The following is a 12,336-nucleotide window of genomic DNA, read 5'->3' as shown; positions in this document are numbered from 1 at the left end:
TTCCGGAATCCCCTTCACAGAAGGAAGCACCACCATGAAGAAGCTCCTCATCCTCGCCCTGGTCGGGCTTGGCGCCCAGTTGATCGACGGCGCCCTCGGCATGGGCTACGGCGTCACCTCCACCACCTTGCTGCTGCTCGCCGGGCTCTCCCCGGCAGCGGCCTCGGCCTCGGTGCACCTGGCCGAGATGGGCACCAACGTCGCCTCCGGGCTGGCCCACCACAAGCTCGGCAACACCGACTGGCGGCTGGTGCTGCGGCTCGGCGTACCGGGTGCGATCGGCGCCTTCCTCGGCGCGACCGTGCTCGCCAACCTGTCCACCGAGGGCGCCACGCCGGTGATGGCAGTCATCCTCGGCCTGCTCGGTCTCTACATCCTGATCCGATTCGCGCTCCGCCCGCCACGGGAGTCGCGAGCCCGGGTTTCCCCGCACCGCAAGAAGTTCCTCGTGCCGCTCGGTCTGGTCGGCGGCTTCGTGGACGCCACCGGCGGGGGCGGCTGGGGACCGGTCACCACCACCTCGCTGCTCAGCGCGGGCCGCACCGCGCCGCGCACCGTGGTCGGGTCGGTCGACACCTCGGAGTTCCTGGTGTCCGCCGCGGCCAGCCTCGGCTTCCTGATCGGGCTGGGCACGGCGGGGATCCACTTCGCCTTCGTCGGCGCCCTGCTGGTCGGTGGGCTGCTGGCGGCACCGCTCGCCGCCTGGCTGGTCAGCCGGCTGCCGGCGCGGGTGCTCGGCACGGCGGTGGGCGGGCTGATCCTGCTCACCAACCTGCGCACCCTGCTGAAGGGGTTCGGGGTGACCGGCACGCCGACCACCGTGGCCTACCTCGTGGTGTCGGTGCTGTGGGTGGTTGCCGTGGTGATCGCCATCGGGCGACACCGACGCAATCCCGCTGCCGCCGACGACACCCAACCCGAGCTGGCACGGACCACGGCCTCTTGACGGTGCTGCTCGCCGCCCACGGCACCCGCGACCCGCAGGGTCGAGCCACGGTCGCGGCACTCGCCGCGGCCGTGGCCGAGCGCGTCGCGGCCCGCGACGTGGTGCTCGGCTGGCTCGACCACGCCGAACCGACCGTTGCCCAGCTGCTCGCCGAGCGGTCGGTGGAGCGGGTGGTGCCGCTGCTACTGGGCGACGGCTATCACGTGCACCACGACCTCGCCGAGCTGACCGCCGGCGCGATCGAGGTGCTGCCCGGCATCGGGCCGGGTCCGGAGCTCACCACGGCACTGGCCGATCGGCTGGCGGAGGCCGGTTGGGTCGACGGGCAACCCGTGCTGCTGGCGGCCACCGGTTCGGCGCTCGCCGGCTGGCGTGCCGCGGTGCAGACCTCGGCCGAGCTGCTCGGTGAGCGCCTCGGGGTGGAGGTCCGCCCGGCGTTCCTCTCCGGGGCGGGGGAGTCCGTCGCCGACGGCCTGGCCACGCTCGGCCGATTCTCCCCGCGCGAGGTCGCTGTGTCGGCGTACCTGCTGGCGCCCGGACACTTCCACAGCCTGTTGCGTTCGCAGGCGCCCGGGGTGTGTGCCCCCCCGCTCGGCGTACACCCCGCCCTGGCGGAGCTGCTGGCGGCGCGCTGCCGGTAACGTGGGACGGAGCCGAGGAGGAACCATGTGTCGCAACATCCGAACCCTGCACAACTTCGAGCCGCCGGCCACCGATGACGAGGTGCAGGCTGCTGCTCTGCAATACGTACGCAAGATCAGCGGGACCACGAAACCGTCGCAGGCCAATCAGGCAGCCTTCGACGACGCCGTCCGCGAGATCACCGAGGTGACCCATCGCCTGCTGGATCGCCTGGTCACTCACGCGCCGCCGAAGGACCGCGAGGTCGAGGCGGAGAAGGCGCGGGAACGCAACCGCGTCCGCTTCGGCTGAAGCCGCTGCGCGCGACCGGTGGGCGGGCGCCGGTCTCGGGCTGCGGCCCGCGTGCTAGACATGGCGCATGGCGACTACTGCATTCAAGGGAAATCCCGTCAACACGGTGGGCGACCTGCCCGCCCAGGGCCAGCCCGCCCCCGACTTCAACGTGACCGGTCAGGGCCTCTCCGAGGTCAAGCTCAGTGACTTTGCCGGCACCCGGTTGGTGCTGAACATCTTCCCCTCGGTGGACACCCCGACCTGCGCGAACAGCGTGCGCAGGTTCAACGAGGTGGCCGCCGGGCTCGACAACACCAAGGTGCTCTGCGTCTCGGCCGACCTGCCGTTCGCGCTGGCCCGCTTCTGCGGCGCCGAGGGGATCGAGAACGTGTCCACCGGCTCCACCTTCCGCTCCAGCTTCGGCTCCGACTATGGCGTCACGATGACCGACGGCCCGTTGCAGGGTCTGCTGGCCCGTTCGGTCGTCGTGCTCGACGAGCAGGGGAACGTGCTGCACAGCCAGCTGGTCGCCGAGATCGCCGAGGAGCCCGACTACGACGCCGCCCAGGCCGCCCTGGGCTGAGCCGCGCCACGAGCACCGCACGGCCGGTCTCCGACCCGGACCCACGTCCGGGCGGGGCCGGCCGTGTGCGAGTCAGCCGCTCACGGCTGCGGCTGCGGGGTCCTTGCGGCGCCTCGGCCGCAGGATGGCGTACGCCAGGATGCCGGCCAGCAGCCCCCAGAAGGCGGCCACGATCCCGAACGGCTGGATGCCGGACAGGGTGACCGCCAGAGTGATCAGCGCGGACTCGATCACCGACTTGTGGTGCGCGCCCTCGTGCATCGTGTCATAGAGCGAATTCTGCAACGGGGCGAGCAGCGCCACCCCGGCCAGTGCGGTGATCATCCCGGCTGGGATGGCTGAGAAGAGCGAGACGATGAAGGTGGCCAGGAAGCCGCCAATCACATAGAACACCCCACATGACATGCCCGCGATGTAGCGGCGGTTGTGCTCCGGGTGGGATTCCCTGCTGGTGGCGATCGCCGCGGTCACCGCGGCCATGTTCAGCGCGTGGCAGGCGAACGGGGCGAACACCGCGGACAGCACCCCGCAGCTGCCCAGCAGCAGCCGGTCGTTGGCGTCATAGCCCGACTGGTGCATCACGATCAGACCCGGGGCGTTCTGCCCGGCGGCGGTCACGATCAGCAGCGGGATTCCCAATCCCAGCAGGACATCCAGCGAGAACGACGGGGTGATCCAGACCGGGGTGGTCAGCGCGAAGTGGAGGTTGAACGCCTGGGTCGAACCCGTCGCAGCGGCCAGCACACCACCGACCGCCATCGACACGAACACGGCGTACCGCGGGATCAGCCGCCGCCCGACCAGATAGCCGAGCACCAGCCCGCCGGCCACGATCGGCACCTGCACCACGGCCTGGGCGACCTTGATCGCGAACGGGAAGAGTACGCCGGCGAGCACGGCCGCGGTGATCGGTTTCGGGGTGGCCGCGATCAGCTTGCCGAACAGTCCGGTGACGCCCAGGATCGCCGAGAGCACACCGGTGAAGATGTAGGCCCCGATCACCTCGCCCAACCGGTTCTGTGCGACGTAGCCCGGCAGCACGGCGATCAGCAGCGCGGCCCCGGGGATCGACCACGCCACCATCACCGGTTGCCGCGTGAGCCAGGACAGCACCAGACAGGTCAGCCCCGACCCGACCGAGACTGCCCACACCCAGGACGCGGTGACCTCGGCCGGCAGCCCGGCCGCACGGGCGGCCTCCAGCACCACCAGCAGCGGCCCGGCGTACGAGATGGCGACCGCGACGAAGCCGGCGATGATCGCGGAGAAGCTGCTGTCCCGGATCAGGTTCGGGCGCGGAACGGTGGCGGTCGATGGCACCTTCGGAGGATACCGACGCAATGCCGTCTTGGGAGGGGTGTCCGGGTGAGGACTGGGCTGATCACTGGGTCATCACCCCGTCGACGGTGACGGGGTGTGGTGGGCAGACTGATGGCCATGGAACCCATCGGTGCGTCGAAGAACGCCTCCCTGCTGGCCGGTGACCTGAATCGCCTGGATCGTGAGACCGAGATGCTGTTGGCCACCGTCAGCAGCCTGTCCGAGGACGAGTTGCGCGCCCCCTCCCGTTGCGACGGCTGGACCCGGGCGCACGTGATCGCCCACCTGATCGGCAACGCCGGCGGGCTGGCCAACCTGATCCAGTGGGCCAGAACCGGCGAGGAGGTGCCGATGTATTTCTCGCGGGAGTCCCGCGACGCCGACATCGCGGAACGCTCCGGTTGGGGCCGCCAGCAGCTGGCGGCGGAACTGCGCGCGGCCTCCGACCAGTTCCGGGCCGCGGCTGTCGGGCTGCGCGAGGGGGTGTCGACCGAGGTGGTGACGGCCCGCTTCGGAGGCCTGTCGGCCTGGGCGATCCCGGCGCTGCGGATCAGCGAGGTGCTGGTGCACCACTACGACCTGGACACGGTCTGGGGGCTCGATGAGGCCGACCTGGACGCCCAGGAGGACGCCCTCGAGCTGCTGGTCGGGATGAGTTCGGCGCAGGACTGGGGTGAGGGCGTACGCCTGGTCACCGACGAGGGCGAGGAGCACGTGCTGGGCGAGGGTGCGGTGACCCTGCGGGGAGAACGCGCCGCGCTGCTGGCGTGGCTGGCTCGGGGGAGCACCGACGGGGTGCGCGCCGAGGGTGACCTGCCGCCCAGCCGCGGCCTGGGCTGACCCCTTGGCGGAACCGCGATCAAGCCACCCGTTGAGCCTGTTCGGCAACTCGGGTCGGGCGGGTACGCGTTGCTAAGGTCGACGCATGCAACTGGGCGTTGATTTCGGGACCACGCGCACGATCGTCGCCTTCGTGGATCGCGGGAATTACCCGGTGGTCAGTTTCACCGATCAGTGGGGTGATCCGCAGGACCATTTCCCGTCGGTGGTGGCGCGGACCGCAGACGGTCTGGTGCACGGCTTCGAGGCGCTGGCGGCCGCCGACGACGGGGCGCCGGTGCTGCGCTCCTTCAAACGGGCACTGGCCTCGACCGAGGTCGGCCCGCAGACCGCTGTCGACCTCGGTGGGGAGTCGATCACCCTGCTCGAGCTGCTGGTCAGCCATCTCGCCGCGCTGCGAACGGCGCTGGGGGAGGCGTCCTCGATCAGCGCCGAACCGCTCGACAGTTGTGCGATCGCCGTGCCCGCGCACGCCCACTCGGCGCAGCGGTTCCTCACCCTGGAAGCGTTTCGGCGAGCCGGCTTCACCGTGCACGGGATGTTGAACGAACCGTCGGCGGCGGGCTTCGAGTACACCCATCGGCAGGCGCGGACCGTGACCTCCCGGCGCCGGCGGGTGATCGTCTACGACCTCGGCGGCGGTACCTTCGACGCCTCCCTGGTCCGGGTCGACGGCACGGCTCACGAGGTGCTGGATTCGCTCGGGCTGAACGATCTCGGCGGCGACGACTTCGACCGGGTGCTGGCCGAACAGGCGCTCGCCGCGGCCGGCGTACCGGAGGCCGAGTTGACCGCCGCCCAACTGGACACCCTGCTCGCCGACTGCCGGGAGGCCAAGGAGCGACTCTCGCCGCAGTCGCGGCGGATCGCCCTGGACGTGCCGAACGCGAGCGGGGGCAGCCGGGAGGTGACCCTGCGGGTCGACGACTTCTATGCGGCGGCGGCCCCGCTGGTGCGGACCAGCGTGGAGGCGATGGCGCCCCTGGTCGGCGGGCTGGACGGTGAGGGCGAGCTGGCCGACGTGGCCGGGATCTATCTGGTCGGTGGCGCCTCGGGACTGCCGATGGTGCCGCGGATGCTGCGCGAGCGGTTCGGGCGGCGGGTGCACCGCTCGCCCTATCCGGCGGCATCGACGGCGATCGGCCTGGCGATCTCGGTGGATGCGCAGTCCGGCTTCTCGCTGACCGATCGTCTGAGTCGCGGCTTCGGGGTGTTCCGCGAGGGGAGCGGTGGTCACACGCTGGCGTTCGACCCGATCCTGGACCGGACCGCCGCCCTGCCCGAGGGCGGCGCCGTGGAGGTGACCCGGCGCTATCGTGCCGCGCACAACGTCGGGGTGTTCCGCTTCGTCGAGTACGCCGCCCTGGACGGTGCCGGCGAGCCGCGCGGGGACCTGGTCCCGTTCGGTCAGGTCACCTTTCCGTTCGACCCCGCCCTGCAGGGGGACTCGCCCCCCGATGCCGTCGACGTGTGGCGCCGTGAGCCCGGCCCCGAGGTCGAGGAGCGCTATCGGATCGATCGCAACGGGATCGTCACGGTGCACATCACCGACCTGGACACCGGCTTCCGCCGCACCCAGGCCCTCACCGCCGGCTGAGGCACGCGCGTCCCGTTACCTTCCCCCGCCCCGCCCCGCTCACGCTTATCGGTCAATTGTCCCGCGTCCCCAATTGGGGGAGCGTGAACCGGGGAGATAAGCGTGAGCGAGCGTGGGGCCGGTCAGCGGCCGCGGTGCCGGCGGATCGGGGGGAACAGCTCGGTCGCCCTCCCGGCCCGATAGAGCTGGGCGGGCCGTCCGCGGCCGCCGGTGCTGCGCTGGGTGAGCGGGACCAGGAAGCCGGGCGTACCCCGCAGTTTCCGCTGAAAGTTCGCCGGATCGAGGGTACGCCCCCAGACCGCCTCGTAGACCTCACGCAAGTCGGCCAGGGTGAACTCGCGACCCAGGAAGGCCGTGGCCAACGAGGTGTACTCGAGCTTGGCGCGGGCGCGTTCCAGGCCGTCGGCCAGGATCGTGTCGTGGTCGAAGGCGAGTCCGTCGGCCGGCAATTCGTCCACCGGCACCCACTGGGCTCCCCGCGCATCCGACCCGGCAACCGGCTCGGGCAGATCGGCGCCGAGCACCATGTAGGCCACCGACACCACCCGCTCGGGCCGCGGATCGCGCTCCGGGTCGCCGTAGCTGCCCAGCTGCTCCAGCCCGACCACCCGATCGGCGGGGATCCCGGTCTCCTCGGCCAGTTCGCGCTCGGCGGCGGCGAGCAGGCCCTCTTCCGCGCGCACGAAACCGCCGGGCAGCGCCATTCGATCCCGGAACGGGTCGGTGCCGCGCTGTACCAGCAGGGCGCAGAGCCGACGCTCGCGCAGCGTGAGCACCACCAGGTCCACGGTGACCGCGAAGATCGGGAACTCGGAGGAGTAGGTCACCCGGAAAGCATAATGGTCAAGTTGACCAGATGCCACCCACTGGGTTTATGGTTGAAGTGACCATAAAAGAAAGGTGGGGCCCATGAACTGGACCGAGGTGGCCGGCTTCGTGACCGGGGCCGTGTGCGTATGGCTGTGCGTGCGGCGCAACGTGTGGAACTTCCCGGTGGGGATCGCCAACAACGTGTTCTTCTTCCTGCTGTTCACTTCGGCGGGCCTCTATGGAGATGCCTGGTTGCAGGTGCTCTATCTGGGCCTCGGCGCCCTCGGTTGGTACTGGTGGCTGCGCGGGGGTCCCGAACGCAGCCGACTGGTGGTGCGGCATACGCCCGGCTGGGGCTGGCTGCTGGCGATCGCGGTGGTGATCGTGCTCAGCGCGGTGGTGTGGCGGCTGCTGACCAGCCACACCGATTCCACGGTTCCGGTGGGGGACGCGCTGACCACCGGGTTGAGCGTCGGCGCGCAGGTGATGCTGAACCGCAAGTGGATCGGCAACTGGCTGCTCTGGATCACCGCCGACGTGCTCTACATCTGGCTGTACGCAACGAAGGGGTTGTACCTCACCTCGGCGCTGTACGCCGGATTCCTGATCCTCTGCGTGGTCGGGTTGCTGCAGTGGCGTCGGGTGCTCGACGGTACGCCCCCGCGGACCGGCGCCGACCCAGAGGGCGAGCAGACCGGCATCGACCGAGCGGAGGCCGCCCGATGAAGCAGTTCGAGCACGGACTGGTGCTCGGCAAGTTCTATCCGTTCCACGCCGGCCACCAGCAGCTGGTGCGCGCGGCGAGTGCACGCTGTGGACGGGTGACGGTGCAGGTCCTGGGCAGCGTGGTGGAGTCGATCCCGGTGCAGGTGCGGGCCGAGTGGATCCGGAGCGAGCATCCGGAGGTTGACGTGGTCACCGGGATGGACGAGATCCCGACCGACTATGCGGACGCGCGGATCTGGGACGAGCACCTGGCCATCATCACCGGTCTGCTCGACCGGGCGGTCGAGGCGGTGTTCACCTCCGACGACTACGGCGCCGAGCTGGCTCGCCGGCTGGACGCGCGCTGGGTGCAGGTGGACCCGGGGCGTACCGTCACCACCGTGTCGGGCACCGCCGTGCGCGCCGATGTGCCCGGGCACTGGTGGGCGTTGCCCGCCTCGGTCCGCGCCTGGTTCTGCCGGCGGGTGGTGGTGCTCGGTGCCGAGTCAACCGGCAGCACCACGCTGGCGCGGGCGTTGGCCGAGCACTACCGCGTGCCGTGGGTGCCCGAGTTCGGCCGGGAGTGGACGGTGACCCGTCCCGGCGGGGTGAGCGCGCCGTGGCGTACCCAGGACTTCGACCTGATCGCCATCGAGCACCAGCGCCAGGAGACCGAGGCGATGCGGCGTACGCCCCGGCCCCTGGTCATCTCCGACACCGACGTGCTGGCCACCACGGTGTGGCACGAGCGCTATCTCGGCGAACCGAGCCGCACGGTGCTCGCCCGCGCCGAACGATGGCGGCCGGACCTGTACCTGCTCACCGGGGACGAGATCGCGTTCGTGCAGGACGGCCTGCGCGACGGTGAGCAGCTGCGGGCCGGGATGCAGCAGCGTTTCCGCACGGTCCTCGAAGAGTCCGGCGTGCCGTGGCTCGAGGTGCGCGGCAGCGAGACCGCCCGATTGGCGGCGGCTGTCGCGGCGGTGGACGGGTTGCTGGCTCGCGGCTGGGATCTGGCGGCCCCGCTCGGCCCCGCCACTAAGCGTGAGCAGCGGGGAGGTGTGTGAGCGAAGTATGCTGCTGCGAAGTCCGGCACCGAGGAGGAGCTCCCAGATGACCCAGACCCCGCAGCGTCCCCGGCTGACGGATCGGTACGAGGCCACCAGCGGTCGGGTGCAGTTGACCGGCATCCACGCGCTGGCTCGCCTTCCGATCGAGCAGCACCGGCGGGATCTGGCCGCGGGGCTGGACGTGGCGACGCTGATCACCGGTTATGAGGGGTCCCCGCTGGCCGGCTATGACCTGGAGTTGCTGCGCAACAGGCCGATCCTCGACGCGAACCAGATTGTCCTGCAGCAGGCGCTCAACGAGGAGGCCGCGGCCACCGCGATCCAGGGCAGCCAGCTGGTCAACAACTTCGAGGGCGCGCGGCACGACGGCGTGGTTGGGCTCTGGTATGGCAAGGCCCCGGGACTCGACCGGGCCTCGGACGCGATCCGGCACGGGGCGCTGATGGGCGCCCATCGGCATGGCGGAGTGGTGCTGTTCGTCGGCGACGACCCGGCGGCCAAGTCGTCCACCGTGCCGTGTTCCTCGGAGTTCACCATGGCGGATCTGGCCATCCCGTTCCTCGACCCGGCCGACTCCCAGGACGTGATCGACCTGGGCCTGCACGCGATCGAGCTGTCCCGGATCACCGGGTTGTGGGCCTCCCTGAAGGTCGCCACCGCTGTGGCCGACGGGTCGTCACCGGTCGACCTGGACCGGGTGCGGCCCGAGCCGGTGCAGCCGGAGGGTGGGCGTACCCATGTGCCCTCCTCGCGCCTGCTGGCACCACACCTGCTGCCGCTGGAACGGGACCAGCACGGCCGGAAGACCCAACTGGCCAAGGAATACGCCCGACTCAACGGGTTGAACCGGATCATCGGCGCGACCCCTGGAGACCGGATCGGCATCGTCGCGGCGGGACGCACCTTCCTCGAACTCACCGAGGCGCTGCGCCGACTCGGTATCGACAGCGACGACCTCACCGATGCCCCGATCCGGCTGCTGCGGATGGGCATGGTGTTCCCGGTCGAGGAATCGGTGGTCACCGAATTCGCCGACGGGCTCGAGGAGATCCTGGTGGTGGAGGAGAAGCGGCCCTTCTTCGAGTCGGCGATCAAGGAGATCCTGTACGCCGCCCCGTCCCGTCCGCGGGTGGTCGGCAAGGTGGATCCCGATCGCCGGGAATTGCTGCAGTCGTGGGGAGAGCTGGACTCCGACGCCATCATCGAACCGCTCCGCGCACGACTCGCCGTCAACGGCCTGGATCGACTCGCTCCGCCCGCCCAGACGACGCCCGAGCGGGATGCCCGAGCGGAGGGAGCGGCCCTGGCCGAACCGGGTGCTGGGAAGACCCGGATCGACCTGCCGCTGGTGCAGCGCGCCCCCTATTTCTGCTCCGGCTGCCCGCACAACAGCTCCACCCGCCCGATCGAGGGCAGCCTCACCGGTGCCGGGATCGGCTGCCACGCGCTGGTGCTGATGATGGACCCGCGCCAGGTCGGGGAGGTGACGGGTCTGGCCCAGATGGGCGGCGAGGGCCTGCAGTGGGTGGGGATGGCGCCGTTCACCGACCGAAAGCACTACGTGCAAAATCTCGGTGACGGCACCTTCGACCACTCCGGATCGCTGGCCATCCGCGCCGCGGTGGCCTCGGGCGCCAACCTCACCTACAAGCTGCTCTACAACTCCGCCGTCGCCATGACCGGCGGCCAGCGCGCGATCGGCGGCATGGGCGTACCGCAGATCATCGACGTCCTCCGCGCCGAAGGAGTCGCGAGGATAATCGTCACCACCGAGGATCTCTCGCGCTACAAGGACATCCGGCTGCCCGCCGGCATCCCGGTCTGGCACCGCAGCCGCCTCGACGAGGCTCAGCGTGAGCTCGCCGCCACCAAGGGCGTCACCGTGCTGGTGCACGACCAGCAGTGCGCCACCGAGAAGCGCCGCGGTCGCAAGCGTGGCACGGTCGCCTCGTCCACCACCCGGGTGTTCATCAACGAGCGGATCTGCGAGGGCTGCGGGGACTGCGGGGTGAAGTCGAACTGCCTGTCGGTGCACCCGGTCGACACCGAGTTCGGCCGCAAGACGCGCATCCACCAGTCCTCGTGCAACCTCGATCTTTCCTGCCTGGACGGCGATTGCCCCGCGTTCATGACCGTCACCGTGCCCGACGCCAGCAAGCCGCAGGGCAGCAGCACCGACGAGACCCTGGCCGCCGACGCCTTCGCCGATCCCGAACCGACCGTGGGCAGCGACGAATTCGCGGTGCGCCTGCTCGGCATCGGCGGCACCGGCATCGTCACCGTGTCGCAGGTGCTCGCCAACGCCGGCCTGATCGCCGGTTGGCAGGTGCGCTCCCTGGACCAGACCGGACTCGCCCAGAAGGGTGGCGCGGTGGTGTCCGACATCCGCTTCGCCCGCCGCGGCACGCCGCACAGCAGCAAGATCGGCACCGGCGACTGTGACCTCTATCTGGGGTGTGACGATCTCGTCTCCGCCGACCCGAAGAACCTGACGGTGGCCGACCCGAACCGCACGGTCGCGGTGTTGAACACCTCGAAGATCCCCACCGGCCACATGGTTTCCGACGTCTCGGCGGCCAACCCGAGTGCCGAGGCGGTGCTCGCGCCGGTGTTCGATGCGTGCCGGTCCGAGCTCGCGGTCACCCTGGACGCGCGGGAGCTCTCCGCCCGCCTGTTCGGCAACGACCAGTATGCCAACGTCCTGATGCTGGGTGCGGCCTTCCAACGCGGGGCGATCCCGCTGCCGGCAATGGCCGTGGAGGAAGCGATCCGGCTCAACGGGGTGGCCGTCGAGGCCAACCTGCAGGCGTTCCGGCGCGGCCGCCAGGTGGTGGCCGATCCGCAGGCCCAAGGCCTGCAGGACGCGCGTCGAAACGCTCGGCCGAAGACGTTGGACGACCTGATCGTGCTGCGGGCGAACGAGCTGGTCGCGCATTCCGACCACGCGTACGCCGACCGATTCCGTCAGCGCGTGGCACGGGTCAGGGCCGCGGAATCGGAGCTGGGGCAGGGATCCACGCGACTCACCGAGGCCGTGGTGCGGCACCTGTTCAAGCTGATGGCCTACAAGGACGAATACGAGGTGGCCCGCCTCGCGCTGCTTCCCGAGCTGGCCGAGGACCTGGAACGTACCTTCGGCCCCGGCGTACGCGCCAGCTGGCGGTTGCACCCGCCGATGCTGCGCGAGCTGGGAATGCAGCAGAAGCTCACCCTTGGGCCCGCCTTCGAACCGGCGCTGCGCGCGCTGCGGGCGATGAAGGGCCTGCGCGGCACGAAGCTGGACCTGTTCGGTCTGCCGAGGGTACGCCGCGTCGAGCGTGAGCTGATCACCGAATATGAGCAGGTGATCGACGACCTGGTGGACGGACTCACCGCCGACAACCTCGACCTGGCCGTGGAGATCGCCGAGCTGCCCGACCAGGTGCGCGGCTATGAGCAGATCAAGCTCGACAACGTCGACCGCTACCGCACACGGCTCGCCGAGCTGCGGCTCGCCTTCCAGCGGGCGGGTCGACGGACCTCCGCCTAGCGCAGAGGCGGTGGCTTCGAC

The 12,336-nt window shown here is 70.4% G+C and carries 11 protein-coding genes; 9 read left to right on the top strand and 2 right to left on the bottom strand.

All coding sequences use genetic code 11. The features are described 5' to 3' along the window. The first annotated feature begins 34 nt into the window (after window positions 1-34). The 4 genes from CGZ93_RS08180 (at window position 35) to tpx (ending at window position 2,444) form a co-directional block, all read left to right on the top strand. On the top strand, window positions 35-946 hold the full coding sequence (locus tag CGZ93_RS08180) for a sulfite exporter TauE/SafE family protein (protein WP_094363653.1): 912 nt from the start codon (window positions 35-37) through the stop codon (window positions 944-946). 2 nt (window positions 947-948) lie between these two features. Then, complete coding sequence (locus CGZ93_RS08175) at window positions 949-1,587, top strand: sirohydrochlorin chelatase (protein WP_176451687.1); 639 nt, start codon at window positions 949-951, stop codon at window positions 1,585-1,587. Window positions 1,588-1,612: 25 nt separating this feature from the next. Then, complete coding sequence (locus CGZ93_RS08170; RefSeq protein ID WP_094363651.1) at window positions 1,613-1,879, top strand: DUF2277 domain-containing protein; 267 nt, start codon at window positions 1,613-1,615, stop codon at window positions 1,877-1,879. Window positions 1,880-1,946: 67 nt separating this feature from the next. Further along, window positions 1,947-2,444 carry a thiol peroxidase gene (tpx, locus tag CGZ93_RS08165; protein WP_094363650.1) on the top strand — a complete coding sequence of 166 codons (498 nt, stop codon included), beginning with the start codon at window positions 1,947-1,949 and terminating at the stop codon, window positions 2,442-2,444. 72 nt (window positions 2,445-2,516) lie between these two features. On the opposite strand, the gene CGZ93_RS08160 is transcribed toward tpx, so the two are convergent. Then, window positions 2,517-3,764 (bottom strand): benzoate/H(+) symporter BenE family transporter, encoded by a 1,248-nt coding sequence (locus CGZ93_RS08160; RefSeq protein ID WP_094363649.1) that lies wholly within the window; start codon window positions 3,762-3,764, stop codon window positions 2,517-2,519. Between the two features lie 117 nt (window positions 3,765-3,881). Between CGZ93_RS08160 and CGZ93_RS08155 the strand changes: the two genes are divergently transcribed. Both CGZ93_RS08155 and CGZ93_RS08150 read left to right on the top strand, forming a co-directional pair. Further along, entirely contained in the window at window positions 3,882-4,604 is a 723-nt protein-coding gene (locus CGZ93_RS08155; RefSeq protein ID WP_176451685.1) for a maleylpyruvate isomerase family mycothiol-dependent enzyme, read from the top strand. Between the two features lie 85 nt (window positions 4,605-4,689). Then, on the top strand, window positions 4,690-6,201 hold the full coding sequence (locus CGZ93_RS08150; RefSeq protein WP_094363647.1) for an Hsp70 family protein: 1,512 nt from the start codon (window positions 4,690-4,692) through the stop codon (window positions 6,199-6,201). A 122-nt stretch (window positions 6,202-6,323) separates the two neighbouring features. Here the strand turns inward: CGZ93_RS08150 and CGZ93_RS08145 are convergent, their stop codons facing one another. Next, entirely contained in the window at window positions 6,324-7,028 is a 705-nt protein-coding gene (locus tag CGZ93_RS08145) for an NUDIX hydrolase (protein ID WP_094363646.1), read from the bottom strand. An 82-nt stretch (window positions 7,029-7,110) separates the two neighbouring features. Here CGZ93_RS08145 and pnuC point away from each other — a divergent pair, with 82 nt between their 5' ends. From pnuC to CGZ93_RS08130, 3 genes are read left to right on the top strand one after another with little or no spacing between them, the layout of a single operon-like run. Further along, window positions 7,111-7,737, top strand: coding sequence for a nicotinamide riboside transporter PnuC (gene pnuC, locus CGZ93_RS08140; RefSeq protein WP_094363645.1), 627 nt, complete (start codon window positions 7,111-7,113; stop codon window positions 7,735-7,737). Further along, complete coding sequence (locus tag CGZ93_RS08135) at window positions 7,734-8,783, top strand: AAA family ATPase (protein WP_094363644.1); 1,050 nt, start codon at window positions 7,734-7,736, stop codon at window positions 8,781-8,783. Before pnuC ends, CGZ93_RS08135 begins: the two co-directional genes overlap by 4 nt. A 46-nt stretch (window positions 8,784-8,829) precedes the next feature. Beyond that, window positions 8,830-12,315 carry an indolepyruvate ferredoxin oxidoreductase family protein gene (locus tag CGZ93_RS08130; protein WP_094363643.1) on the top strand — a complete coding sequence of 1,162 codons (3,486 nt, stop codon included), beginning with the start codon at window positions 8,830-8,832 and terminating at the stop codon, window positions 12,313-12,315. Window positions 12,316-12,336: the final 21 nt, after the last annotated feature.

The sequence above is a fragment of the Enemella dayhoffiae genome (genome assembly GCF_002250625.1).
GTDB lineage: Bacteria > Actinomycetota > Actinomycetes > Propionibacteriales > Propionibacteriaceae > Enemella > Enemella dayhoffiae.
This window is presented reverse-complemented; position numbering and strand designations above follow the sequence as displayed.

Excerpts from the sequence above, each read along its gene's own strand:
- CGZ93_RS08135 (WP_094363644.1), top strand. The coding sequence starts at position 7,734 with ATGAAGCAGTTCGAGCACGGACTGGTGCTCGGCAAGTTCTATCCGTTC.
- CGZ93_RS08130 (WP_094363643.1), top strand. The coding sequence starts at position 8,830 with ATGACCCAGACCCCGCAGCGTCCCCGGCTGACGGATCGGTACGAGGCC.
- CGZ93_RS08155 (WP_176451685.1), top strand. The coding sequence starts at position 3,882 with ATGGAACCCATCGGTGCGTCGAAGAACGCCTCCCTGCTGGCCGGTGAC.
- CGZ93_RS08180 (WP_094363653.1), top strand. The coding sequence starts at position 35 with ATGAAGAAGCTCCTCATCCTCGCCCTGGTCGGGCTTGGCGCCCAGTTG.
- tpx (WP_094363650.1), top strand. The coding sequence starts at position 1,947 with ATGGCGACTACTGCATTCAAGGGAAATCCCGTCAACACGGTGGGCGAC.
- CGZ93_RS08170 (WP_094363651.1), top strand. The coding sequence starts at position 1,613 with ATGTGTCGCAACATCCGAACCCTGCACAACTTCGAGCCGCCGGCCACC.
- pnuC (WP_094363645.1), top strand. The coding sequence starts at position 7,111 with ATGAACTGGACCGAGGTGGCCGGCTTCGTGACCGGGGCCGTGTGCGTA.
- CGZ93_RS08150 (WP_094363647.1), top strand. The coding sequence starts at position 4,690 with ATGCAACTGGGCGTTGATTTCGGGACCACGCGCACGATCGTCGCCTTC.